Raw genomic sequence first — 24,970 nt, 5'->3', positions numbered from 1 at the left:
TTGCTGCGGGACATCCGCCGTGCCGGGGGAATATAGCGCTGGAAGGCGCCCGTGGTTACCGCGGGAGGATTTTCCCGGAGAACTCCACCACGCCCTCGAGCGCGGCGGTGAAGCGGTCGCCGGGCTGCAGCGCGGCGACCCCGGCGGGCGTGCCCATGAACACCAGGTCGCCGGCCTTCAGCGCGAACAGCCGCGAGATCTCGTGGAGGATCTCCGGAACGCTCCAGACCAGGTCATCGAGCAGCCCGCGTTGGCGAAGCTCGCCGTTGACCCGCAGCGACAGGGCGCGCCCGGACAGCGCCCCGGCCTCGCCGGCCGGCACCAGCTCGCTGATCGGGGCGGAATGGTCGAAGGCCTTGCCGGTATCCCAGGGCAGGCCCTTGGCCTTGGCCGCGGCCTGCAGGTCGCGGCGGGTCAGGTCCAGGCCGACGCCATAGGCCAGGACCAGCGCCCCTGCCGCGGCGGGGTCGAGCACGCCATCGGGCGCATCACGGCCGATCGCGACCACCAGCTCGACCTCGTGGTGCAGCTCGGAGGTTCCGCTCGGATAGGGGACGGCGCCATCGTTGACGAGGGCATCGGCCGGCTTGCAGAACAGTACCGGATGGCCGCGCGTCGCCGGATCGGGCATCGCGGCACCCATTTCCCGGGCATGGTCGGCGAAGTTGCGGCCGACGCAGAAGATGCGCCGGACCGGGAAGGTGGCACCCGCCGGCGAACGTACCGGGACGCGGACCGGCGCCGGTGCGGCGATGAGGTCGGTCATCAGGGGCGCGGCAGGTGCCGGCTGTCGACCACCCGGTATTCGGCCGACATCACCTCCCCGGTCACGGGCCGGCTGCGCAGCCCGCGCACCTGGCGCAAAACCAGGCCGGCCAGCAGCATCACCGTGCCGACCACCGCCCCGACCACCACCAGGCCCGCCAGTACCGCCAGGCCCAGCACCCCCAGGACAATGCGCAGCACGCGGTGCCGCGGCTTGCGCGGCCCGAAGGCGGCCCGCACGCGGGACTGGAACTGGTGGCTGTGGAAGCGGAACGCGTGAACGGTCATCGGGTCGGTCGTGGGAGAATGCGCTGTGTAGCGGATGTGAAACGTACCAGTCCCCAGCCAGCGAGGGTGTGATGGAACCGTTAAACGATGGTGTGGATCCCGCCTCCGGCAAGCTTGCGATCGCCTCCCTGGACCAGCTCGCCGACGGCAGCCTGCTGGAAGTGGAGGCGGCGGTCGACGGCGGCGCCGAGTCCCTGATCCTCTACCGCGAGGGCGACGCGGTGCGGGCCTGGTACAACGTCTGCCCGCATGCCGGCCGCCGGCTGGACTGGGCGCCGGGGCAGTTCCTGCGCAGCAAGGACGGCCTGGTGGTCTGCGCGGTGCACGGGGCCAGCTTCGAACTGGGTGCCGGCGAGTGCCTGGGCGGCCCTTGCCGCGGCGAATCCCTGCGCGCGGTGCCCGTCGTGGTGAGGGACGGTGATGTCTGGCTCGCCTGACGCTCGCCGGAATCGCTAGAACAGCAGGTTCACCATCACCACCGACACCAGCGTGTAGACCAGCGACAGCGGCCCGCCGACCTTCCACAGCTCGCGTGCGGTGTAGCCGGCCGGGCCGGTGACCATCGAGATGACCGGGTTGGACGCGGTCATGAAGTTGTTCGAGGCCGAAAGCGCCACGATCAGTGCGAACGCGGTCGGGTCCCCGCCCGCCGCCAGTGCCAGGTTGATTGCCAGCGGCACCATCACGATCGCCGCGCCGACATGGCTGATCACCAGCGAGAACGCGGTGGTCAGCAGGCCCAGCGCCAGCTGCAGCAGCCAGCCCGGGGTGGCCGCGGGCAGCTGCTCGATGCTGTGCCCGGCGACCCAGGCCGCTGCGCCGGAGGAGTCCATCGCCCAGCCCAGCGGGATCAGGCAGGCCATCAGGAACACGGTCTTCCAGTTGATCGACGCGTAAGCCTCGTCGATGTGGATCACGCCGGCCAGCAGCATGCCGGCCACCCCGGTCATCAGCGCGATCGACACCGGCAGGTTCGATGACAGCGCCACCAGCATGGTGACGGCGAAGATGCCCAGTGCGATCTTCAGCTTGTGCGGGCGCTGCTCGCCCTTGGGATAGTCGGTGACCACCACCAGGTCGCGGCTCTTCGCCGATTCCCCTAGGTCGCTCCAGATGCTGTGCAGCACCAGCATGTCGCCGGCGCGCAGGGCGACGTCGCGCACGTTCTCGCGCAGCACCTGCTTGTCGCGGTTCACCGCCAGCAGGCTCAGGCGCAGGTTCTTGCGCAGGGCCAGTTCGCTGGCGGTCTTGCCCAGGAAGCGCGAGGTCGCCGGCACCACCGCCTCGGAAATGCCGGCGCGGCTGGGGTTGAACAGGTCGCCGAAGTGCCGCAGCCGGGTCGACATGCGCAGCATCTGGTTCTGCGCGAAGTCGGCGACCTGCTGGCGCGAACCCATTGCCCCGAGCACGCTGCCGACCCAGATGCGCGCGTCCGCCGGTGGCGACAGGCGCGACTCGTCCTTGGTCTTGAGCGCAAGCAGCAGCGGGGCGCCGTGCAGCGCCTCCGCCTCGCCCAGCGACATGCCCACCAGCGGGCTGTCGGCGGTGACGGTCAGCTCGTAGACATCGCCCTCGATCCCGTAGGTCTTGGCGAAGTAGCTCTGGGTCCTGGCCGGCGTGGCGCCCTTGCCGTTGCCGTCGTGCAGGCGCTTGTTGCCCCAGAAACGGAAGTACACCAGGCAGGTGGCCAGCAACGCCAGGCCGATCGGCAGCGGGGCGAACATCTGCAGCGGCTCCAGCACCGCCGCGCCGGAAGGCAGGTTGGAATTGGCCGCCAGCAGCAGGTCGTTGAGCAGGATCAGCGGGGAGGTGCCGACCATGGTCAGCGAGCCGCCCATCACGATCGCGCAGGCCAGCGGCAGCAGCAGCCGCGGCAGGGTCAGCCCGGTGCGCGAGGACAGGCGCGAGGCCACCGGCAGGTACAGCGCCAGTACCGAGGGGTTCTGCATCACCGAAGAGTTCAGGCCGGCAATCGCGCCGGTCAGCGTCAGCAGCCGCTCCTCGCTGCCATGGGCGCGGCGCAGCAGCCACGAGGCCAGGCGGTTGAGCGCGCCGGTACGGTCCAGCCCCGCGCCCAGGATCATGGTGGCGATGATGCTCATCACCGCGTTGGAGGAAAAACCGTTGAAGATCTCCTGCGGCGCCACCAGTCCGGTCAGTCCCAGCAGCACCAGCACCACCAGCGCGACCACGTCCGGGCGGATGCGCTCGAAGACGAACATCACCATCGTGAAGCCCACCAGCCCGAGGACGAGCTTCATGTCGGTGGTGAGCGCCAGCGCGGTGTCCATGCCCTGCTTCTAAAGCCTCGTGTGCCTCAACTGCGGTCGTAGAGCAGGTCCCACACCCCGTGGCCAAGCCGCAGGCCGCGGGCTTCGAAGTGGGTCTGTGGACGCCACGGCGGGCGTGGCACGCTGCCGCGCGGGCCAGCACGGTTCGCCAGCCCCGCAGTGGCATCGAGCACGTCCCACATGTGCTCCGCATAGTCCTGCCAATCGGTGGCCAGGTGCAAGCGGCCGCCCGGGGCGAGCTTGCGCACCAGCAGGGCGGCGAACTCCGGCTGCACCAGCCGGCGCTTGTGGTGGCGCTTCTTGTGCCAGGGATCGGGGAAGTAGATCCGCACCTCGTCCAGGCTGCCGTCGGCGACCTCGTTGACCAGCACCTCCACCGCGTCATGGTGGTAGAGGCGTACGTTGCCGGCGCCATCCTCGTCCAGCGCGTTGAGCAGCCGGCCGACCCCCGGCGCATGGACCTCGATGCCGATGTGGTCGCGGCCCGGGTCGTGCGCGGCGGCGAAGCGCAATGCCTCGCCGTTGCCGAAGCCGATCTCCAGCACCCGCGGTGCGCTGCGGCCGAAGGCCTGGTCGAAGTCACGCACAGCGCCGGTGTAGTCGAGCCCGAAACGTGGCCACGACTCGTCGAACGCGCGCTGCTGCGCCGGCGTGAACCGGCCCTGGCGCAGCACGAAACTGCGCACCTGGCGTTGGCCCTCGGTGACCGTAAACGGCTTGGGAGGGGCCCTGGTGCCGGGGCTCGGGGTCGGGTCGGCCATGCTCAGCCGATCAGGCCGTCGACCGGCGAGGAGGCGCTGGCGAAGCGCTTGCGCGGAATCCGTCCGGCGCGGAACGCCGACCTCCCGGCCTCCACCGCCAGCTTCATCGCGTGCGCCATCAGCACCGGATCCTTCGCGCCGGCGATCGCGGTGTTCATCAGCACCCCGTCGCAGCCCAGCTCCATAGCGATGGCGGCATCGGAGGCGGTGCCCACGCCGGCGTCGACGATGATCGGCACCTTCGCGTTGTCGACGATCTCCAGCAGGCTCCACTTGTTCTGGATGCCCAGGCCGGAGCCGATCGGGGCGGCCAGCGGCATCACCGCCACGCAGCCGATCTCCTCCAGCTGGCGGGCCAGGATCGGGTCATCGGAGGTGTAGACCATGACGTCGAAGCCATCGGCGACCAGCAGCTCGGCGGCCTTGAGGGTCTGCACCACGTCCGGATAGAGGGTCTTCTGGTCGCCCAGGACCTCCAGTTTCACCAGGTTGCGCCCGTCCAGCAGCTCGCGCCCCAGCCGCAGGGTGCGCACCGCCTCCTCGGCGGTGTAGCAGCCGGCGGTGTTGGGCAGGATGGTGTACCGGTCCGGCGGCAGCACGTCGAGCAGGTTCGGCTCGCCCGGCTCCTGGCCGATGTTGGTGCGGCGGATGGCGACGGTGACGATCTGCGCGCCGGCGGCATCGGTGGCGCGGCGGGTCTCGTCCAGGTCCCTGAACTTGCCGGTACCGGTCAGCAGGCGCGAGGCATAGGCCGTGCCGGCGATCACCAGCGGGTCGTTTGCGGTGTTGGAAGCGGTCATCCGGCGATTATCGCACCGCCGGGGAGCACGTGGGCTCCGTCCGGAGCTTTCGACCTGACCGGCTCTTGCGGTCTGGAGCGGCCTCAGCCGCCGCCCAGGGCGTGCACGATCTCGATGCTGTCGCCGTCGGCCAACCGGTGTTCGCCGTGGCGGCTGCGCGGGACGATGCTGCCGTTGACCTCCACCGCCACCCGCCGTTCGGCCAGGCCCTCGGCCTCCAGGAGCGCAGTGATGGTGGTGGATGCCGCGAGCTGGCGCGGCTCGCCATTGAGGGTGATGTCCATGCCGGTGATTGTCGCCCGCCGGGCTCCGTGCTGCCATAGTGTTCCGGATGCGCCGGCGGTTCCGGCGCACCCCCTCACAAGGAGCAGTCGATGACCCGTCCCATCCGCAGCATCCTCGCCGTGGCCCTGGCGCTTGCCGCCGCTCCGGCGCTCGCGCAGTCGCACGGCACCAGCGACAACGACAGCCCGTACTCGCAGACCGTGTTCTTCGGTGACAGCCTGACCGACTCGGGTCATTTCCGTCCGGCACTGGTGGGCGCGGTGGGTCCGGACGCGGCGATCCTCGGCCGCTTCACCACCAACCCGTGGCTGGTCTGGTCCGAGTACCTGGCCGGTTACTACGGCACCACCGCCGCGCCCGACGGGCAGGGCGGCAGCAACTACGCCGTCGGCGGGGCGCTGGTCGATACCGACACCGTGGGCCCGCTCGGGCCCACGCCGTCGATGACCACCCAGTTGCAGGCCTACCTGGCCACGACCGGTGGCGTCGCCGACCCCAATGCGCTGTACACCGTATGGGGCGGGCACAACGACCTGTTCGCAGTGGCCCAGGGCGCGCCGGTGGCCAACATCGGGGCGGCCGTGGCGGCGCAGGTCGGCATCATCGGCAGCCTGCAGGCGGCGGGCGCGCAATACGTGCTGGTGCCCAGCATTCCGGACCTGGGCCTGACCCCGTCCGCGCGTGCCCAGGGCGCGCAGGCGCAGGCCGGGTTGACGGCGATCTCGACCGCCTACAACGAGGCGCTGTACGGCGCGCTGGCGCAGAACAACCTGCGGGTGATCCCGCTGGACATCTTCCACCTGTTCCAGGAGGTCGCCGCCGATCCGGGCTCCTTCGGCTTCAGCAACATCACCGGCACCGCCTGTCAGCCGCAGATCACCGCCCAGTCGGTCACCTGCCACCCGGGGACCTATGTCAGCCCGGACGCGGCGACCAGCTACGCCTTCGCCGACGGCGTGCATCCCTCCGGCGGTGCACACGGGGTGATTGCCGGCTATGCCACCTCGGTGCTCGAGGCGCCGCGGCAGATGGCGGTGCTGGCCAACTCCGCGGCGATGACCGGCCGCGCCCGTGCCGAGCGCGTCGGCGCACGGCTGCAGGGCGCCAGTGGCGAGGGCAGCGGCTGGTGGATGGACCTGCGTGGGGATTTCCAGCGCTACGACCACGGCACCCTGTATGACGGCGCCGGGCCGGCGCTGACCCTGGGTGCCGACTGGACCCGCGGAAACCTGACCTGGGGTGGCTTCCTGGGCTACGGCGCGGGCAAGTACGACTGGGGCCGCCGCGGTGGCAGCTTCGACCAGGACGAGACCAGCATCGGCGGCTACCTGGGCTGGCGCTCCGGCGGCGCCTGGGTGAACCTGCAGGCCAGCTACACCGACGTGGCCATCGATGTCGCCCGCAACGCCAACCTCGGTCCGCTGACCCGCGTGCACCGCGCCGACGTGGACGGCAGCAACGTCAGCCTCGGGCTGGATGCCGGCTACGAGTTCGGCCAGGGCGCGCTGCGCCACGGTCCGGTCATCGGCGTGCTCGCCCAGCGCATCGAGATCGACGGCTTCGCCGAGAGCGACGCCGCCCTGTCGAGCTCGCTGGCCTATCCGGACCAGAAGTTCGACTCGCTGATCGGTACCGCCGGCTGGCAGCTGCGCTACGCCGCCAACCCGGCCTTCGAGCCCTACGCCCGCCTGACCGTGGACCGCGAGTTCGAGGACCACGCGGAGCAGGCCTTCGGCCGCCTGCAGTCGATGCCCGGTACCGGCCTGTTCGCGGTGCCCGGCGTGGCTTTCGACGACAGCTACGGCACCGCCACCGTCGGCGTGCGCACCCGGCTGTTCGGCCTGGACGCCAACCTGGGCGCCAGCCTGACCGCGGGGCAGGGCGACGCCCACCACACGTCCGCCTTCCTGACGGTCGGGCGCGGGTTCTGAGGGGATTCCCTGCGGCCCATGCAGGGCCTACACTTGTCGGACGCGGGTGTAGCTCAATGGTAGAGCAGAGGCTTCCCAAGCCTACGACGAGGGTTCGATTCCCTTCACCCGCTCCAGTTCCACGGCGGCCCGGCACATCCGGGCCGCCGTTTTTCGTTCCCCCGCCGGAACCCCGATGAAGCTCGCGATCCTCTCGCGCAACAGCAAGCTCTACTCGACCCGGCGACTGGTGGAGGCGGCACGCGGGCGTGGCCACAGCGTGCGCGTGCTCGACCCGTTGCGCTGCTACATGCGCATCCAGCCCGGCGGCTTCGCAATGCGCTACAAGGGCAACCCGGTATCGGGCTACCACGCGGTGATCCCGCGCATCGGCGCGTCCATCACCCGCTACGGCACGGCGGTGTTGCGACAGTTCGAACTGATGGGCAGCTACAGCCCCAACCCGGCCGACGCGGTGCTGCGCGCGCGCGACAAGCTGCGCGCCCACCAGCTGCTGGCCGCTGCCGGCATCGGCATGCCCGCCACGGTGTTCGGCGACAACCCCGATGACACCGCCGACCTGCTGGCGATGCTCGGTCCGGCCCCGCACGTGATCAAGCTCAACGAGGGGAGCCAGGGCGCGGGGGTGATGCTGACCGAGAAGCTGTCTGCCTCGCGCGGGGTGGTGGAGGCGCTGCGCGGCCTGCACGCGCAGTTCCTGGTGCAGGAGTTCGTCGCCGAAGCCAGGGGAGCGGACCTGCGCTGCCTGGTGGTGGGCGACAGGGTGGTGGCCGCGATGCGGCGCAAGGCACCGCGAGGGGAGTTCCGTTCCAACTTGCATCGCGGCGGCACCGCCAGCCGGGCCCGCCCGACCCGGGCCGAGCAGCAGCTCGCCGTGCGCGCCACCGCGGTCCTGGGCCTGGAGGTCGCCGGGGTGGACATGGTCCGCTCGTCGGCCGGCTCCCTGGTGCTGGAGGTCAATGCCTCGCCCGGGCTGGAGGGAATAGAGGAAGCCAGCGGGATCGATGTTGCCGCGGCGATCATCGACCACGTGGGGCAGCGTGGCCGCGGCCCGGGGTGAGCCGGGCCCCGGCCGCATGCTACGGTCGCCACGTGCCGGGATCGCGGAGGCGGTGTCGGCGCGGTGGGCGCCCGGCGTTGGCTTGTGCGCGACAGCAATAATCCAGGGGGAGAACAGCAAAAGATGAAGAACCGTATTTGGCAGGCGGGTATCGCCGCGGCCCTCGCCACCCTGTGCCTGGGCGCGACGGCGGGTGAGGTCGACCTCTCGCAGGGTGAGCCGCTACAGGCGCAGCAGGCCGGGGTGGAGAAGGAGTTCGCCGCCAATGGCCGTTATGCCGAGATCGAGCCCGAGCAGCAGCAACGCGCACGGGAACTGCTGCGCCGGATGGGCGAGCTGGTCGGCGAGGACGGCCGGGCCGGGGCCCTGGGCCAGGGCCGCAAGGTCGAACTGTTCAACCTGCAGGAAGAACTCAACGCGATCCTGGACCGGGCGGCCGCCGACAGCCGGCTGGTCTGTCGCCGCGAGCGCCACGTCGGCAGCAACCGTCCGGTCAATACCTGTGCCACCGTCGCCGAGCGGCGCCGGCTGCGCGAGGGCGGACAGGAGATGTTCCGTTCGATCCGCCCCGCGCAGCCGCCGCCGAACCAGGAGTTCTGAGGCGCTCGTGGGCGCGGACTGCCCGATGATCGCCTTCATTACATTTGGTTAACACCGGTTTAATGGCAGAGCGCCTAACTTCAGCTTCCTACCGGAGTCCGGCGGCACCGGCCGCAGGCAGTCCAGTATCGGGGTGACACCCTTTGGCCCAGGTGCGGTTTCCGTGCCTGGGTTTTTTGTACCCTGTCCGCGCACGCGTCCATGACGCCGCGACCGGCAGCCTGTCGCGATCCAGAACCAGCAGGAACGACCTACATGCGCATCCTCGTCATCGAAGACAACCGCGACATCGCCGCCAACCTCGGGGACTTCCTGGAGGACCGCGGGCATTCGGTGGACTTCGCCGCCGATGGCATCACCGGGCTGCACCTGGCGGTGGTGAACGACTTCGACGCGATCGTGCTCGACCTCAACCTGCCGGGCCTGGACGGCCTGGAGGTCTGCCGCAAGCTGCGCAACGAGGCGCGCAAGCAGACCCCGGTACTGATGCTGACCGCGCGTGACACGCTGGAGAACAAGCTGGCGGGCTTCGATTCCGGCGCCGACGACTACCTGATCAAGCCGTTCGCGCTGCAGGAGGTCGAGGTCCGCCTCAACGCGCTGTCCCGGCGCGGGCGCGGGGTGCAGACCCGGGTGCTCAACGCCGCGGACCTGGAATACAACCTCGACACGCTGGAGGTCCGCCGCCAGGGCAAGCTGCTGCAGCTCAACCCCACCGCGCTGAAGATCCTGCAGTCGCTGATGGAAGCCAGCCCGGCGGTGGTCACCCGGCAGGAGCTGGAGACCCGGGTGTGGGGCGAGGAACTGCCCGATTCCGACAGCCTGCGGGTGCATATCCACGGCCTGCGCCAAGTGGTCGACAAGCCGTTCGACACCCCTCTGATCCAGACCCGCCATGGCATCGGCTACCGGATCGCGGAACTCGATGCCGCAAGCTGAACCTGCGGTCCCGCTACGCAGGCCGCGCCACCGGCGGCGGCTGCGCACCCGCATCATCCTGTCCTTCGTCCTGCTCGGCTTCGGCCTGACGCTGCTGTTCGCGTGGGCGACCAACAGCACCCGCGCCCGGGTCGAGAACCAGCTGGTCGAGGACATCATCAACCGCAACATCGAAAGCGCGGCGCGGCAGTTCGAGCTCAATCCCGGCAATCCCGAGTTCCCGGTCGACCAGATCCGCGCCTTCGTCTATCCCACCGACCGGCTTGATGCGGTGCGGCGCAGGCGGCCGGACTGGTACGCCCTGGAGGACGGGATCACCCGGATGACCGGCGTCGATGAGGCCGGCCAGGAGTTCTCCTACATGCTGGGCGTGCGCAAGACGCCCAATGCCTGGTTCTTCCTGGCCTACGACACCACCGAGGCCAAGCGCAGCGAGGTGAAGTTCAACCGCGCCATCTACGGCTCGGTGCTGCTGCTGACCCTGCTGTCACTGGTGGTCGGCTGGTGGTCGGCCTCGCGGGTCATGAGCCCGGTCTCGGAGCTGGCGCGCCGGCTCAAGGGGTCCGGGCGCAGCTCGCAGCCGGAAGCGCTGGCGGTGCATTTCCCCGACGACGAGGTCGGCCAGCTCGCGGAGGCACTCGACGATTACGCCACGCGCCTGACCGAGGTGGTGCAGCGCGACCGCGAGTTCAACGCCGACGTCAGCCATGAGTTGCGCACGCCGTTGGCGGTGATCAAGGGTGCGGTGGAACTGCTGCTGTCGAGCCCGGAGCTCGACGAAAAGAGCCGGACGCGCCTGCTGCGCATCCAGCGCGCCGAGCAGCAGTGCACCGACCTGATCAGCGCGCTGCTGCTGCTGTCGCGCAACGAGCGCGGGCACGGCCTGACCGATGTGGCCCGGGTGGCGGCGCAGTTGCTCGACAGCCACCGCGCGCAGCTGGCCGGCAAGCCGGTGGAACTGCGGCTGGTGGGCGAGGGCGGGCCGGTGGTCGATGCCCCCGAATCGGCGGTCACGGTCGCCCTGGGGAACCTGATCGGCAACGCGGCCAAGTACACGGCCGAAGGCGAGGTCGTGGTGCGTCTGCACCGGAACTCGGTGGAGATCCACGACTCCGGACCGGGACTGAGCGAGGAGGACGCGGCCAACCTGTTCCGCCGCGGCTACCGCGGAGCGCATTCCGGTGCATCGCAGGGCGGCGGCATCGGCCTGTCGATCGTGCGCCGGCTGTGCGACCTCTATGGCTGGGATGTTCGCGTGCGTTCGGGTGGCGAGCGCGGGGTCATCGCGACCTTGTGCTTCGATGAGCCGGAAGCGGCGTTGCCGTAGCCTGGCGGCTCAGCCGGCCAGCCACACGCAGCCGAAGTGCTGGTGCAGGTTGAAGGTGGTGCGGGTGGCGTCGCCGCCGGGCTGCAGTTGCTCGAGCTGGAGCGCGACCGGCGCGGGCGTCGTTGCACGGCGGCCGTCATCGAGCACGCTCCAGGCCCGGGGCGCCCGGCGCTGCACCACCGGGGCGACATGCAGCAGTGGACGCCCGACCAGGGCCTGCAGGCGGTTCATGACTTCGTTGCCGCTGCGCCCGGTCATGCCGGTCCAGTGGTAGACGCCGGCGAGCCGGTTGACGTCGCCGAGGTCGATCGCGGCCGAGACCTCCCAGACCAGTTCGCGCACGTTCCGCGCGCAGCCCGTGTGCAGCACCTGGCCGGCCGCCGTGGCGCCAGCGGCGGCGGCCCGGGCGCCGACGTCTTCGCAGCTGCGATCGGTGAATACCGCGCGGCCATCGGGCCCCGCGCACTGGCGGACCTGGGCGTGTGCCGGCGGGACCCAGGTCGCCGCCGGAAGGAGTGCCGCTGCCGCGAGGACGGCAAGCGCGCCAGTGCGCGGGCGGCCAAGCCGGGAAGAAAGTACAGCCATTCCGGCAGGCTACTCCAGGTGAAGCCCGCGTCAAAGCGCGTGCATCAGAAGCGGATGAAGTAACAGCCCTGGTGTGGCGTGAGGCGGAAATCGTGGACCCGGGTGCGCCCGCCGTCACCCAGTACCACGTGCAGGCGTTCGGCACTGGCGGCGGCCCCCCTACCGGCAAGCCGGGCCAGCCCGCCGCCAGTGCCGTAATGGCGGATGTCCTGCAGCGGCAGCGCGGCCAGCGATTGCAGGCGCGCCATCACCGACGTGGCCTCGCGCGTGCCGCTCCCTGCCCAGTGGTAGCTCGCGGCGATCCGGTTGACGTCGCCCTCGGACCAGGCCGCGCGCAGGTCCATCACCAGCTGGGTCGGGGAATGTGCGCAGCCGCGGCCGGTCGTGCGGGGCAGGGGCGATGGTGGCGCCGCGTTGTCGCGGGCGAGCGGGATGGGCACCTCGGCGGGAGAAGGGGATACATGGGAGGCGATCGCCGCGAGCGGGGCCGGTGCGTCACCGCCGCCGTCGCTGGCCAGCCGCATCAGCAGCTCGCCTTCCACCGGTGCCGGCGTGGCGGAGAAGACGGTGCAGTCCTGGTCGGTGTAGACCCGGGTGCCGTCGGGCCGTTCGCAGCGCTGGATGCCGCTGCCGCGCTCCTGTGCCTGCAGCGGGCCAGGCGCGGTGGCGGTCGCGAGCAGAAGCAGGCCGGAAAGCGCGGGGACTAGAGGGTGCATCGATACGCACGGGCGGGGAGTGCGCTCCATGCTTCGCCTGCCCCTGTCATCGCACCGTGGGCGCAAGCCCCTGGAACTTAACGGCGGCACGCCATCCGCTGAACCTCAGGACAACCGCTCGAGCACCCGCAGCGTCGGCTTCGCCAGGTTCAGGGTGTAGAAGTGCAGCCCGGGGGCGCCGCCGTCGAGCAGCCGGCGGCAGAGCTGGCCCACCACCTCGGCCCCGAACGCCCGCACGCTTTCGACATCGTCGCCGAAGGCCAGCATCCGCTGGGCCACCCAGCGCGGGATCTCCGCCCCGCACATGCCGGAGAAGCGACGGATCTGGCTGAAGTTGGAGATCGGCATGATGCCCGGCACCACCGGCACGTCCACCCCGGCGGCACGGACGTCATCGACGAACCGGAAGTACGCGTCGGCGTTGTAGAAGTATTGGGTGATCGCGCCATCCGCTCCGGCCTTCACCTTGTCGATGAAATGTTTCAGGTCGACGTGGGCGTCGGTCGCCTGCGGATGCGTTTCCGGGTACGCGGCGACCTCGATATGGAACCAGTCGCCGGTCTCGTTGCGGATGAACTCGACCAGCTCGCTCGCGTGGCGAAGGTCGCCGGGGCTGACCATGCCCGAGGGGAGGTCGCCGCGCAGGGTCACCAGGCGGCGGGCGCCCAGCGCCCGGTAGAGCTTGAGCAGGCCGCGGATCTCCTCGCGCGAGCCGCCCATGCAGGTGATGTGCGGGGCGGCCTGGAAGCCGTGCTTGCCGCGCAGGCGGCGGATCGCCTCCGGGGTGTGGCTCAGCGTCGAACCGCCGGCACCGAAGGTGACGCTGACGTACTCCGGGGCCACAGCGGCCAGCCGGGTCGCGGCACGGTCGAGTTGCGCGCGCTGCGGGTCGTTCTTGGGTGGATAGAACTCGAAGCTGACGGGAACCATGGGCGGGCGCCGGTGTTGGGTTCCGCTTGACTATATCGCTTCATCGCGATTGATGCGTCATCGGCCTGCTCGCCACCCGCGTCCCGGCCCGGTACGCTGCCGCGGTCCCGCCAGGTGCCCGCCATGTCCATCGTCCTGACCCCCTTCGCCCGCCGTCGCCTGTTCCCCGCGCAGGGGCGCGGCAACACCATCCAGGACTGCACGCCCGACGGGTTCGAGCGCCGCATCAACGAGGAGGCGCCGCTGCAGGTGTTGCCGGGTTATGCCCCGTTCTGCCGCCTGCACGTGCACCGCAACTGGACGTCCACCCGCTGCCTGACGGTGCCGGTGACCGACGCCAACCGGCACCTGCTGCGCAGCGCCTACGAGGCGCGCTCCAGGGACGAACTGCCAGTGCTGGTGCGCTGGTTCGAGGGCGTGGAGCCACCGGTCGCGGAGTACCTGGTGGTGATCCTCTACAGCCGGGATCAGCTGGAGAAGGAGGGGCAGCCGATCGACGGCGACTGGGGCGTGGTCGGCTGCCTGTACACCATGGAACCGGAGGAGATCCCGATGGCGCCGATCACCATGATGCGCAACGCGCTGGGGGTGGAGGAGGGCGGCTCCGGCGTGCCGCTGGACCGCGGCGCCTACCGGCGCGCGGTGGAGTTCTGGGAGAACAACGCCAACTGGCGCCCGTAAGGGCGCCCCCGGGCTATTGCGCCAGCCGCCGCGCGAAATCCTCAAGGGTGTCGCGCAGCACGGTGTAGCCGCCGCTGGCCAGGTACCAGCCCGGCGGGTCCAGCTGGAATACGCGGCCGGCCTGCCAGGCCGCGGTCGCGGTGACCGCCTCGTGTGCGGACAACTCGGTGGCCTTCGCGTCGGCGCCACCGGTGGCCAGGCCGCGGTCCAGCACCAGCAGCCAGTCCGGTTCGGCATCCAGCGCGCTGGCAAGCACCCTGGCCTGTTCTTCGCGCGCCGCGGCCGCTTCCGGGGAGCCCGGCTGCGGGCGCGGGCCACCGGTCGACGGGGCCTGGGCGGGCAGCACGGAGGACAGGCCCAGCGCATCGTGCACGATGCCGAAGCGGGCGCCCGGCGCGTGCGCGATCACGTTGCCGTTGATCGTGAACAGCACCAGGCCGGTCGAGCCCGCGGCCGCGGCGGCAACCGTGTCACGGCGATCGCGAAGTTCGGCGATCCGCTGCGCGGCGAGCTCCTGCCTGCCGTACACGCGGCCCAGGGTTTCCAGGCCCGTGGTGACGTCGTTGAAGAAGTCGCCGGTCGAAGGCGTCAGGTCGAGGGTGGGGGCGATGGCGTTGAGGGCATCGTAGGCCGACGCGGACCGGCCGCCGACCAGGATGACATCGGGCTCGAGCGCCCGTACCGCGTCCAGGTCGGGCTCGAAGAGGGTGCCCACCTTGCCGTAGCGTGCGTCGGCGAACCCGGCCAGGTGCGCGGGAAAGCGTGCATCGGGCACCCCGACGACGTCGACCTCCAGTGCCTGCAGGTTGTCCAGCATCGCCAGGTCGAACACCACCGTGCGTACCGGATGCGCCGGCACCGTGGTCACGCCTTGCGCGTGCTCGACCTCGACCGGTCCGGCCTGCAGCGGCCCGGAGGCCGCCAGCAGCGCGCCGACGAGCAGATGGATCATTCGCATGTGGGTACTCCGTTGGGTCGGGGGCGGGCGTGCTCAGAAGTCCAGCTTCACGCCGATGTTGATGCGGCGGCCGTCGAGCACCACGCCGTAGGTGTCGTTGGTCACCGTGCGGTTGGTCAGGTTGTACAGGCCGAGCTTCAGGTCCACCTGCGGGGATACCCGGTAGACGATGCCGGCATCGGCGGTGGCATAGCCCGGGGTGCCGGAGGACATCGAGGTGCGGCTGAGGAAGTCGCTGGTCTTGCCGCGATAGTTGCCCTGCGCCCAGACCGTGAGCTGGTCGCCGGCCGACCAGTCCAGGCCGAGGTTGGCCATGTGCTCGGGGATCTTGTTCAGCGGCTGGCCGATGAACTCGCCGCTCTTCTGCTCCGAGTCGGTGTAGGTGTAGCTGGTGCTCATGCGCAGGGCGTCGGTCAGCCAGTGGTCCAGCGACAGCTCCACGCCCTGGATCTGCGCCTCGTCGACGTTCTTGCGGGTGCTCAGGAACAGGTAGTTGTTGCCACCGAAGGCGCATGACCAGGTGGACGGGTCGTCGCGGTCGCCGCCGTTGTCGCACAACCGGTCCTCGGCGATCTTGTCCTTGTAGCGGGTGTGGAAGGCCATTACGGCGGCGGTCAGGCCGGCGGGGCGGTTCTCGTAGACGAAGCCGAGCTCGTAGTTGACGCTCGTCTCCGGCTCAAGCTCCGGGTTGCCGATGATCAGCGCACGCGGGTGCGGTGCCGGCGAGCCGGCGCCGCCGGTGCCGCGGCCGAAACCCTCGGTCGCCGCGGCCAGCGACGGCTGGGTGTAGCCGGTGGAAATGCCGCCCTTGATGGTGAGGTTGTCGGTGAAGTGCCAGTTGCCGTACACGCGCGGGGAGACGTGGCCACCGAACAGCTCGTCGTCGTCATAGCGCACGCCGGTGGTGAGGTTGAAATCGTCGGTGATGCGCCACTCGGCCTCGGCGAACACCGCGGCGATCCAGCGGTCCACGCTGCGCACCGCGCCGGGAATGTCGGAGGTCAGCAGGCCATTGGTCTCGTCGACGAAGTCCTCGACCTTGTAGCGCCCGCCGAAGGTGTAGGTATGACGCTCGCCGAAGTACGTCGCCTGGGTGTTGAGGGTGGTGACCTCTTCCTTCCTGGTCTGTTCCTGCACCCGGTCGGAGACGTCGTGCTGCAGGTAGGTGTTGATGGACAGGTTCCCGTAGTTCCCGTCGTGGGCCACCGTGTAGATGTCCTTGTCGTAACGGTAGTAGGTACCGTCGGCATCGTCGGGCAGGCTGCGGCCGCGGGTATGGGTGTAGTCCAGGCGCGAGGTGTCCCACGAGAAGGACAGGCGGTCGTCCTGGCTGGCCTGCCAGGTCAGCTTCGCGCCCAGGGTGCGGCGCTTGGACTCGGGCGTGCTGGCCGCCGAATCGCTGCCGCCGGCGTAGTCGCTCTCTTCGGTGGTCCGGTAGGAGCCGTTGACCTGCAGGCCGAGCACGTCGCCGACCAGCAGTCCGCCGAGGTAGAAGTCCGAGTTGAAGGCATCATTGCTGATGTCGTTGCGCGAGACGGTGTAGTCCATCCCCACGCTGCCGCCCCATGCCTCCGGCGCGACCCGGGTGATCACGTTGACCACGCCGCCCATCGCCTCCGATCCGTACAGCGAGGACATCGGCCCGCGGACCACCTCGATGCGGTCGATCATCGCCAGCGGCGGCAGGCCGATCTGCTTGCCGCCGTCGGTGCCGTTGGTGTTGACCGCGCGGCCGGCCGAGACCGGGCGCCCGTCGACCAGGAACAGCGTGTAGGCCGAGGTCATGCCGCGCACGCTGATGTCCTGCATGATCCCGCCGCCGGTGACGTACAGGCCGGGGATGTTGCGCACCGCGTCGTTGATGTCGACGTAGGCCTTCTTCTCCAGTTCCTCGCGGGTGACCACCGAGATGCTGGCCGGCGCGTCGGCGATCGCCTGCTCGAAACCCGCTGCGCTGCGCACGGTCACGGTCGACAGGTCGGTCGGCTGGTCGCCGTTGGCGGACGCCACGGGCGCGCAAAACGCGGAAAGGGCAACGGCGAGCGGCGTCCAGCGCAGCGCGGAATACATGTTCGACACGGGGATCTCCAGAAGGGGGAAAACGGGCCGCGCATCGGCAAGGCGCCGGGCCCGGAACCATCGCGGCATCGCTGCTGCGAAACGACCGGGCGAATAGTAATGAGATCGATTCCCATTCACAATAGGGCGAGGAACGAGGAGCGAGGAACGAGTGGAGAGGAACGAGGAATGAGTAAAAGCGGGGTGGGTGCCTGAGTCCGGCGTGCGCTCGAGTACAGGTCATCCCCGCAAGTGCGGTGACCCCGCAGTGCGGTCATCCCCGCAAGTGCGGTCATCCCCGCAAGTGCGGTCATCCCCGCGAACGCGGGGATCCATGGACGTCCTTGGGTTCCCGCGTCCGCGGGAACGACGAGGGGGTGAAAAACGACGAGGGGTGAGGAACGACGACGGGACCCGCTTTTACTCGTTCCTCGTTCCTCCCCCCTCGTTCCTCGCCCCTCAGTACCTGTAGTGGTCCGGCTTGAACGGGCCGTCCACCGACACGCCGATGTAGTCGGCCTGCTCCTTGGAGAGCTTCGTCAGCTTCACGCCGATCTTTTCCAGGTGCAGCCGGGCGACTTCCTCGTCCAGGTGCTTGGGCAGCAGGTAGACCTTGTTTTCGTAGGTGTCCTTGTTGGCCCACAGGTCGATCTGCGCCAGGGTCTGGTTGGCGAACGAGTTCGACATCACGAAGCTGGGGTGGCCGGTGGCGCAGCCCAGATTGACCAGGCGGCCTTCCGCCAGCAGGAAGATCGCGTTGCCGCCAGGGAACACGAACTTGTCGACCTGCGGCTTGATGTTGATCCGCTCGATGCCCGGGGTCGCCTTGAGCGCATCGACCTGGATCTCGTTGTCGAAGTGGCCGATGTTGCAGACGATGGCCTGGTCCTTCATTGCCGCCATGTGCCGGGCGGTGATGATGTCCTTGTTGCCGGTGGTGGTGACGTAGATGTCGCCGCGGCCCAGGGTATCCTCAACGGTGGTGACCTCGTAGCCTTCCATCGCCGCCTGCAGGGCGCAGATCGGGTCCACTTCGGTGACGATCACGCGCGCGCCGTAGGCGCGCAGCGAGTCCGCGCAGCCCTTGCCGACGTCGCCATAGCCGCACACGACCGCCACCTTGCCGGCCAGCATCACGTCCATCGCGCGCTTGAGGCCATCGGCCAGCGACTCGCGGCAGCCGTAGAGGTTGTCGAACTTGGACTTGGTGACCGAGTCGTTGACGTTGATCGCCGGCACCAGCAGCGTGCCGTCCTGGGCCAGCTGGTAGAGCCGGTGCACGCCGGTGGTGGTCTCCTCGGAGACGCCCTTCCAGTCGCGCACCACGGTGGTCCAGAAGCCCGGGCGCTCGGCGTGCACGCGCCGGAGCAGGTTCTTGATCACCTGCTCCTCCTGGCTGCCCGACGGGGTGTCGATCCAGTTGCTGCCGTTCTCGAGCTCGAAGCCCTTGTGGATCAGCAGGGTGACGTCGCCGCCGTCGTCGACCACCAGCTGCGGGCCCAGGAAGCCACCCTTGCCATCGGGGAAGGACAGCGCGTCCAGGGTGCAGTCCCAGTACTCCTCCAGGGTCTCGCCCTTCCAGGCGAACACCGGGGTGCCGGTGGCGGCGATCGCCGCGGCGGCGTGGTCCTGGGTGCTGAAGATGTTGCACGAGGCCCAGCGCACGTCGGCGCCGATGTCCTTGAGGGTCTCGATCAGCACCGCGGTCTGGATGGTCATGTGCAGCGAGCCGGTCACCCGGATGCCCTCGAGCGGGGCATCGGCGGCGTGCTTGCGGCGGATCGACATCAGGCCCGGCATCTCGTGCTCGGCGATGTCGATTTCCTTGCGGCCCCAGTCGGCCAGCGTGATGTCGGCGATCTTGTAGTCGCCGTCCTGGGAAAAGGTCCTGGCTTGTGCGTTCATTCTCAAAGCTCCGGTCTGTGCTCCCTCTCCCGCCCGCGGGAGAGGGCTGGGGTGAGGGCAGCAACCGGGCGCCGTTCATGCATGGAATCCACCGAGCCTGGCCGCGTTCTGTGTCGCGGTCGCAGCGCCCCTCGGCGGATGGGCGATTCTACCGTGAAGCACCCGGCCAGGCAGTGCCGGAGGGTGCGCAGGCGGGCGGCCAAGGGTTGACCCCAGATGCCGGCGCCGGTCCGTGCCTGCGACGATCCGCGGGCAGGCCGGCCCAACGCCGGCGTACCACCACTCAGTGGAGAACCACCTTGGTCCACATGATCCATGACGGCGGCGGCGCCAGCTCGCCCATCTCCCACCAGCAGGACCCGGCGCGGCTCGATCCGGTCCAGCATCGCGTCGGCAGCGGGGATACGGTGCAGTCGCTGGCGGCGCAGTACTCGGTCAGCCCGGAGGCGATCCTGGCGGCCAATCCCCGGCTCACCGGCGACCGGCTGCCGCAGGGCGAGCAGATCGAGATCCCGCCGCCGCCGCAGAGCGTTGCCGGCGAGGTCGACCAGGGCAGCGCGAACCACTCCACGACCGACGTCAAGGTCACGGTCAAGAACGATGACGGCAGCATCGCCTGGAAGCCCAACAGCGAGTCGGTCACCCTGACCGACAAGCAGAAGGCCGAGCTGGGCAACAGCCGGCCGGAAGGGTCCCCCAAGGGCACCAACGGCTTCTCGGTCACCCTCAGCTCCGAGTCCTCGGTCACCCTGACCGAGAGCCAGAGCGACACCCACACCTCGTTCTCGGTTTCCACCCAGACCCAGGTCGGCCTGTCGGGCGAGGCCGGCTACGGCGGTCCGCGCGGCCTGGATGTCAGCGGCGGGGTGGATACCGGTTTCAAGAGCACCTACAAGGTGTCGCTGCCCGGCGAGGCCACGGTGGAGCAGGCCGCCACGGTCAACCCGTTCGACCCGACCACGATCCCGGTCGGCGGCAGCGTGACGGTCGACGGCAGCAACTTCGTCAACACCTCCTTCGAGGCCTCCTTCCGCTATATCGGCACCAAGACCGACATCAGCGACGCCGAAGGCGTGAGCTACCAGGTCGAGCGCGTGGACGAGGACACCGTGCGGGTCACCGCCGGTCCCACCGAGACCATCAACGCCTTCAACGGCGTGGGCCTGAAGGTGGGTGACGTCTCGGTCATGGCCGGCCGCGAGGACCAGCTGCACGGCGCGCAGCTGCAGACCGCCGAGTTCGACATCTCCACCGCGGAGGGCCAGGCCGCATTCGAACACTTCAACGCCACCGGCCAGGTGGCCCACGAGACGCCCGGGGTATCCAATGTCGCCACCCTCTCCCGGATCGACTACTCCTCGCAGACACAGCTGCGCGCCGAACTGGGCAAGCACGTGAAGATCGACCTGGGCGGGCAGGCCAACCTCGGCAGTTCGGTCCAGGTGACCTACCCCGACGGCTCGTACTCGCTGACCACCGACCTGAGCTATGGCGGCAACGTGCCGCTGACCATCGAGCGGCGCTTTGATGCCGGTGGCAACGAACTGCCGGGCGAGCGCAGCTACCGGTTCGAGGTCGGGGTGACCGGCGAGAACGAGCAGCTGCTCAACGTGGTCCTGACCGGCAACGTCCAGGCCAATGGCCCGGTGGAGGCCGGCGACACCGCGACGCTGACCTTCAGCGAGGAGGAGATGCAGGCGCTGGTCAACCAGACCGAAGACGCCGTGGATACCTACGAGTCCGGCGCGCACGACCTGCGGATCATGGTGGAGGACTACGACGGCAACCGGGGCGTGGAGCCGATGGATTTCGCGGTTTCCCTGGCCCGCAACCTCAACAACGATTCCTACGGGTTCGCCTACAAGCTGTTCTCGATCTCGTCGGCGGCGGACGGGGACATCGCCAACGGGTACGAGAAGATCCAGGCACAGGTCGAGGCCGAGGCTTCCTGACCGGCCGGATGCCACGCTTCTTGCATCAGGGAGGGGCCGCATCGCGGCCCCTTTTTCATGTCGGACCACTTGCCCCGTGTGGCGGCTTTCCTCTTCCACGACTTTCGTCACTGCAGTGGCAACGGCGATACGTGTGATGGTGGCCGGATGCCGCCGCTGCGGCCCGTTCCCGGAGGAAACGCATGAACCCAGTCCTGCGGCGCGCCTGCGCCACTGCCCTGCTTGCCGGCCTGCTGCCGCTGGCGCTATCCGCCACCGCCCAGCCGGCGACCAGCCTGGAAGCCGGGTCCGGCTACCAGTTGCCGGTCCCCGCGCTGCAGGCGCTGGTCGATGCGCCGCGCCCGCCGCAGGCCTCGCTCAGTCCGCGACGCGACCTGCTGGCCTTCATCCAGACGCCATCGCTGCCGGGCATCGAGGTGGTCGCACAGCCGGAACTGCGCCTGGCGGGAATGCGCATCCATCCGCATACCTGGTCGCGCAGCGCGTTTTCGTTTGGCAGCGGGCTGTCGCTGCGTGACGTGGATGGCGAGCGCGAGCGGCCGGTGCAGGGGCTGCCCGGGAGCCTGGCGATCGCCTCGATCGCATGGTCGCCGGACCAGCGCCACCTCGCCTTCAGCCAGGTCGACAACGTGGCCGGGGAGGTCCAGCTGTGGCTGGTCGACGTGGCCACCGCACGTGCCCGCCAGCTGACCTCCCGGCCGCTCAACGCGGTGGCGGGATCCGGCTTCACCTGGATGCCCGACAGCGGCAGCCTGCTGGTGATGCTGCGCCAACCGGGCGCTGGAGCCCCGGCGGCGGACGGGGTGCCGGGTGGCCCGAACATCCAGCAGACCGATGGCGGCGCGGTGCAGCAGATCCGCACCTACCAGGACCTGCTGTCCAGCGAGGCCGACGCGCAGGTGTTCGAGCATTACCTGCGCTCGCAGCTGGCGCTGGTCGGCATCGATGGCGACGTGCGGACCCTCGGCGCGCCGGCGCTGCATGTCGGCGCCTCGCCGTCGCCGGATGGCCGGCACCTGCTGGTGCAGTCACTGGAGCGCCCGTTCTCCTACCTGGTCCCGTACCACCGCTTCCCGCGCCGGATCCAGGTCCTGGACACCACCGGCGCGCTGGTGCACGAACACGCGCGGCTGCCGCTGATCGAGGGCCTTCCGGTCGGCAACGACGCGGTACCCACGGGCATGCGCTCGGTCGGCTGGCGCAACGATGCACCGGCCACCCTGGTCTGGGTCGAGGCCCAGGACGGCGGCGACCCGGCGGTCGAGGCCGAAGTACGCGACCGGGTATTCGCCCTGGCGGCGCCGTATCGCGGCGAGCCGCAGGTCCTGGCGGACCTGTCGATGCGCTACGCCGGCATCAGCTGGGGCGATGGCGACCTCGCGCTGGTCAGCGAGCGCTGGTGGAAGGACCGCGGCACCCGCACCTGGAAGATCGCGCCGGACCGGGCGGACGGACAGGCACTGGTGTTCGACCGCTCCTACGAGGACCGCTACAGCGATCCGGGCCGGCCGGTGACCGCGCTCGATGCGAACGGCCGCTCGCGGCTGGTGGTGACCGATGGCGGGGAGATCTTCCTGGAGGGCGCCGGTGCCTCGCCGGAGGGCGACCGTCCGTTCCTCGACCGTTTCGATCCTGCGTCCGGCCAGGCGACCCGCCTGTTCCAGTCGCAGGCGCCGCATTACGAGTCGGTGCAGGCGATGCTGGACGATGAGGGCCACCGGCTGCTGACCACCCGCGAGACGCCTACCGAGGTGCCGAACCTGTACGTGCGCGAGCTGGGCGCGAGCGACGGGGCGTTGCGCGCGCTGACCGGCTACCCGCACCCGACGCCGGAACTGCGCGACGTCAGCAAGGAGAAGATCCGCTACACCCGCGCCGACGGCGTCGAGATGACCGCCGACCTGTACCTGCCGGCCGGTTACGACCCCACCCGCGACGGTCCGCTGCCGATGCTGATGTGGGCCTACCCGCGCGAGTTCAAGTCGGCCGATGCCGCCAGCCAGGTCATCGGCTCGCCGCACCGCTTCAACGCCATCAGCTACTGGGGGCCGCTGGGTTTCCTGGCCCGGGGCTACGCGGTGCTGGACGGGCCGAGCATGCCGATCGTGGGCGAGGGCGATGCCGAGCCCAACGACACCTACATCGAGCAGCTGGTCGCCAGTGCCCGGGCGGCGGTCGACGAGGTGGTGCGCCGCGGGGTGGCCGACCGTGACCGCATCGCCATCGGCGGACACTCCTACGGCGCCTTCATGACCGCGAACCTGCTGGCCCACTCCGACCTGTACCGCGCCGGCATCGCCCGCAGCGGCGCCTACAACCGCACCCTGACCCCGTTCGGCTTCCAGGCCGAGGAGCGCAACTACTGGGATGCGCAGGAGACCTACCTGACGATGTCGCCGTTCAACCACGCCGGCGACATCGACGAGCCGATGCTGATCATCCACGGCGAGGACGACAACAACTCCGGCACCTTCCCGATGCAGAGCGAGCGCATGTACGCGGCGATGAAGGGCCTGGGCGGCACCGCCCGGCTGGTGATGCTGCCGAAGGAGTCGCACGGCTACCGCGCGCGCGAGTCGGTCCTGCACATGCTGGCCGAGGAGGACGCCTGGCTGGAGAAGTACGTCAAGGACGCCGGCCCGCGTGACTGACCCACGCGGTCCGCACGCCGGGTAGGGCGCAATAGCCGGGGCCGAAAGGCCCCGGAGCCCGCGCCCTGCCTCCGGCGTATTGCGCCGGATGGAAAACAAACGACATACCCCCGGGTCCGGGGGTATGTCGTTTTCATGCGTCTCGGCGCAATACGCCGCCCGGGAGGGCGGCTATTGCGCCCTGCGGGTCAGAGTCCGGCGGCCTCGCGCAGCTCGCCGGCCTTGTCGGTCTTCTCCCAGGAGAACAGCGTCGCCTCCTGCGTGTTGCCCTGGCCGTCGGTGTAGCGGTAGGCCTTGGGCTTGCGGCCGAAATGGCCGTAGGCGGCGGTCGGCTGGTAGATCGGGTGGATCAGGTCGAGCATGGTCACGATGCCGTACGGGCGCAGGTCGAAGTGCGCGCGGATCAGCTGCTCGATCTGCTCGTCATCGACCCGCCCGGTGCCGAAGGTCGTCACCGAAATCGAGGTCGGCTCGGCCACGCCGATCGCATAGCTGACCTGGACCTCGCACTTGCGCGCCAGGCCGGCGGCGACCACGTTCTTGGCCACGTAGCGCGCCGCGTAGGCGGCCGAGCGGTCGACCTTGGACGGGTCCTTGCCGCTGAACGCGCCGCCGCCGTGGCGGGCCATGCCACCGTAGGTGTCGACGATGATCTTGCGCCCGGTCAGGCCGCAGTCGCCCACCGGACCGCCGACCACGAAGCTGCCGGTCGGGTTGATGTGCACCTTGCCCTTGGGCAGCGACTCCAGCCAGCCCTTGGGCAGCACCGGGCGCAGGATGTGCTCGCGCACCGCCTCGATCAGGTCGATGCGCTTGACGCCCGGATCGTGCTGGGTGGACAGCACCACCGCGTCGATGCCGGCGATGCGGTCGTCGTCGCCGTAGCGCAGGGTGACCTGGCTCTTGGCGTCCGGGCGCAGCCACGGCAGCGGTGAATCCTTCTTGCGGCGGATCTTCGCCTGCTGCTCCACCAGCCGGTGGGCATAGAAGATCGGCGCGGGCATCAGCTCGGGGGTCTCGTCGCAGGCATAGCCGAACATCAGGCCCTGGTCGCCGGCACCCTGCTTCTCGGGGTCCTTGCGGTCCACGCCCTGGGCGATCTCCAGCGCCTGCTTGCCGATCATGTTGATGATCGCGCAGGTGTGCCCGTCGAAGCCGACGTTGGAGTTGTCGTAGCCGATGCGGTTGATGACCTGGCGCGCCAGCGCCTCGATGTCGACCCAGGCATTGGTCGTGACCTCGCCGGCGACGATCGCCGCACCAGTCTTGACCATGGTTTCGCAGGCCACGCGGGCGCGCTTGTCCTGGGCGAGGATGGCGTCGAGGACGGCGTCGGAGATCTGGTCGGCGATCTTGTCGGGATGACCCTCGGACACCGATTCGGAAGTGAACAGGTAACTGGACATCGGCGATGTATCCCTGCATGCGGATAAAAGGATGGCCGCGGATGATACAGCCACGGCCGTGTTGGCGCATTCTGGCTGCTG

The 24,970-nt window shown here is 69.6% G+C and carries 22 protein-coding genes, 1 tRNA gene and 1 riboswitch; of the genes, 10 read left to right on the top strand and 13 right to left on the bottom strand.

From position 1 onward, the window contains the following. Window positions 1–55: 55 nt before the first annotated feature. Window positions 56–766, bottom strand: coding sequence for a fumarylacetoacetate hydrolase family protein (locus LY625_RS04810; RefSeq protein WP_233737929.1), 711 nt, complete (start codon window positions 764–766; stop codon window positions 56–58). Beyond that, on the bottom strand, window positions 766–1,053 hold the full coding sequence (locus LY625_RS04805; protein ID WP_233737928.1) for a hypothetical protein: 288 nt from the start codon (window positions 1,051–1,053) through the stop codon (window positions 766–768). Before LY625_RS04805 ends, LY625_RS04810 begins: the two co-directional genes overlap by 1 nt. A 71-nt stretch (window positions 1,054–1,124) precedes the next feature. Here LY625_RS04805 and LY625_RS04800 point away from each other — a divergent pair, with 71 nt between their 5' ends. Continuing rightward, entirely contained in the window at window positions 1,125–1,490 is a 366-nt protein-coding gene (locus LY625_RS04800; RefSeq protein WP_233737926.1) for a Rieske (2Fe-2S) protein, read from the top strand. Between the two features lie 15 nt (window positions 1,491–1,505). On the opposite strand, the gene LY625_RS04795 is transcribed toward LY625_RS04800, so the two are convergent. The 4 genes from LY625_RS04795 to thiS form a co-directional block, all read right to left on the bottom strand. Continuing rightward, window positions 1,506–3,344 carry an SLC13 family permease gene (locus LY625_RS04795; protein WP_233737924.1) on the bottom strand — a complete coding sequence of 613 codons (1,839 nt, stop codon included), beginning with the start codon at window positions 3,342–3,344 and terminating at the stop codon, window positions 1,506–1,508. A gap of 26 nt (window positions 3,345–3,370) precedes the next feature. Continuing rightward, window positions 3,371–4,105, bottom strand: coding sequence for a tRNA (guanosine(46)-N7)-methyltransferase TrmB (trmB, locus tag LY625_RS04790; protein WP_233737917.1), 735 nt, complete (start codon window positions 4,103–4,105; stop codon window positions 3,371–3,373). A 2-nt stretch (window positions 4,106–4,107) separates the two neighbouring features. Next, window positions 4,108–4,905 (bottom strand): thiazole synthase, encoded by a 798-nt coding sequence (locus LY625_RS04785; RefSeq protein WP_233737915.1) that lies wholly within the window; start codon window positions 4,903–4,905, stop codon window positions 4,108–4,110. Window positions 4,906–4,988: 83 nt separating this feature from the next. After that, window positions 4,989–5,189 carry a sulfur carrier protein ThiS gene (thiS, locus tag LY625_RS04780; RefSeq protein WP_233737914.1) on the bottom strand — a complete coding sequence of 67 codons (201 nt, stop codon included), beginning with the start codon at window positions 5,187–5,189 and terminating at the stop codon, window positions 4,989–4,991. 90 nt (window positions 5,190–5,279) lie between these two features. Between thiS and LY625_RS04775 the strand changes: the two genes are divergently transcribed. The 6 genes from LY625_RS04775 to LY625_RS04750 all read left to right on the top strand — a co-directional run bounded on the left by LY625_RS04775 (window position 5,280) and on the right by LY625_RS04750 (window position 11,047). Then, window positions 5,280–7,121 carry an autotransporter domain-containing protein gene (locus tag LY625_RS04775; protein WP_233737913.1) on the top strand — a complete coding sequence of 614 codons (1,842 nt, stop codon included), beginning with the start codon at window positions 5,280–5,282 and terminating at the stop codon, window positions 7,119–7,121. Between the two features lie 42 nt (window positions 7,122–7,163). Next, window positions 7,164–7,237: transfer RNA gene (locus LY625_RS04770), tRNA-Gly, on the top strand. A 59-nt stretch (window positions 7,238–7,296) separates the two neighbouring features. Further along, entirely contained in the window at window positions 7,297–8,181 is an 885-nt protein-coding gene (gene rimK / locus LY625_RS04765) for a 30S ribosomal protein S6--L-glutamate ligase (protein ID WP_233737912.1), read from the top strand. Between the two features lie 123 nt (window positions 8,182–8,304). Further along, window positions 8,305–8,781: a hypothetical protein gene (locus LY625_RS04760; RefSeq protein ID WP_233737911.1), complete on the top strand. Its 477-nt coding sequence runs from the start codon at window positions 8,305–8,307 to the stop codon at window positions 8,779–8,781. Window positions 8,782–9,036: 255 nt separating this feature from the next. Continuing rightward, window positions 9,037–9,720 carry a response regulator transcription factor gene (locus LY625_RS04755; RefSeq protein ID WP_233737910.1) on the top strand — a complete coding sequence of 228 codons (684 nt, stop codon included), beginning with the start codon at window positions 9,037–9,039 and terminating at the stop codon, window positions 9,718–9,720. Continuing rightward, entirely contained in the window at window positions 9,707–11,047 is a 1,341-nt protein-coding gene (locus LY625_RS04750) for a HAMP domain-containing sensor histidine kinase (protein ID WP_233737909.1), read from the top strand. The genes LY625_RS04755 and LY625_RS04750 overlap by 14 nt, the downstream gene beginning before the upstream one ends. Window positions 11,048–11,056: 9 nt before the next feature. Here the strand turns inward: LY625_RS04750 and LY625_RS04745 are convergent, their stop codons facing one another. The 3 genes from LY625_RS04745 to metF all read right to left on the bottom strand — a co-directional run bounded on the left by LY625_RS04745 (window position 11,057) and on the right by metF (window position 13,278). Then, entirely contained in the window at window positions 11,057–11,632 is a 576-nt protein-coding gene (locus LY625_RS04745; protein WP_233737908.1) for a hypothetical protein, read from the bottom strand. Window positions 11,633–11,676: 44 nt separating this feature from the next. Next, window positions 11,677–12,348 (bottom strand): hypothetical protein, encoded by a 672-nt coding sequence (locus LY625_RS04740; protein ID WP_233737907.1) that lies wholly within the window; start codon window positions 12,346–12,348, stop codon window positions 11,677–11,679. A gap of 105 nt (window positions 12,349–12,453) precedes the next feature. Further along, a complete protein-coding gene (gene metF / locus LY625_RS04735) occupies window positions 12,454–13,278 on the bottom strand; it encodes a methylenetetrahydrofolate reductase [NAD(P)H] (protein WP_233737906.1) in 825 nt (274 codons plus the stop codon). A 123-nt stretch (window positions 13,279–13,401) separates the two neighbouring features. On the opposite strand from metF, the gene LY625_RS04730 reads away from it, so the two are divergent. After that, window positions 13,402–13,959 (top strand): DUF3228 family protein, encoded by a 558-nt coding sequence (locus LY625_RS04730; RefSeq protein ID WP_233737904.1) that lies wholly within the window; start codon window positions 13,402–13,404, stop codon window positions 13,957–13,959. A 13-nt stretch (window positions 13,960–13,972) separates the two neighbouring features. Here LY625_RS04730 and LY625_RS04725 read toward each other — a convergent pair whose 3' ends face one another. The 3 genes from LY625_RS04725 to ahcY all read right to left on the bottom strand — a co-directional run bounded on the left by LY625_RS04725 (window position 13,973) and on the right by ahcY (window position 18,880). Next, window positions 13,973–14,917, bottom strand: coding sequence for an ABC transporter substrate-binding protein (locus LY625_RS04725; RefSeq protein WP_233737902.1), 945 nt, complete (start codon window positions 14,915–14,917; stop codon window positions 13,973–13,975). A gap of 33 nt (window positions 14,918–14,950) precedes the next feature. Further along, entirely contained in the window at window positions 14,951–16,987 is a 2,037-nt protein-coding gene (locus tag LY625_RS04720) for a TonB-dependent receptor (RefSeq protein ID WP_233738333.1), read from the bottom strand. 447 nt (window positions 16,988–17,434) lie between these two features. Then, on the bottom strand, window positions 17,435–18,880 hold the full coding sequence (gene ahcY / locus LY625_RS04715; RefSeq protein WP_233737900.1) for an adenosylhomocysteinase: 1,446 nt from the start codon (window positions 18,878–18,880) through the stop codon (window positions 17,435–17,437). Between the two features lie 59 nt (window positions 18,881–18,939). Further along, window positions 18,940–19,019: riboswitch (S-adenosyl-L-homocysteine riboswitch) on the bottom strand. Between the two features lie 169 nt (window positions 19,020–19,188). Here ahcY and LY625_RS04710 point away from each other — a divergent pair. Continuing rightward, the gene (locus LY625_RS04710) at window positions 19,189–20,832 is read left to right on the top strand and encodes a LysM peptidoglycan-binding domain-containing protein (RefSeq protein WP_233738332.1); all 1,644 of its coding nucleotides are present in this window, start codon (window positions 19,189–19,191) and stop codon (window positions 20,830–20,832) included. A 182-nt stretch (window positions 20,833–21,014) separates the two neighbouring features. Continuing rightward, complete coding sequence (locus tag LY625_RS04705; protein ID WP_233737898.1) at window positions 21,015–23,483, top strand: prolyl oligopeptidase family serine peptidase; 2,469 nt, start codon at window positions 21,015–21,017, stop codon at window positions 23,481–23,483. A 188-nt stretch (window positions 23,484–23,671) separates the two neighbouring features. On the opposite strand, the gene metK is transcribed toward LY625_RS04705, so the two are convergent. Next, window positions 23,672–24,889, bottom strand: coding sequence for a methionine adenosyltransferase (gene metK, locus LY625_RS04700; protein ID WP_233737897.1), 1,218 nt, complete (start codon window positions 24,887–24,889; stop codon window positions 23,672–23,674). Window positions 24,890–24,970 lie beyond the last annotated feature (81 nt).

The sequence above is a fragment of the Lysobacter sp. GX 14042 genome (assembly GCF_021390425.1).
In the GTDB taxonomy this organism is placed as follows: Bacteria; Pseudomonadota; Gammaproteobacteria; order Xanthomonadales; family Xanthomonadaceae; genus Novilysobacter.
Note: the sequence above shows the minus strand (reverse complement) of the source record. Positions and strands in the feature narration are given on the sequence as shown.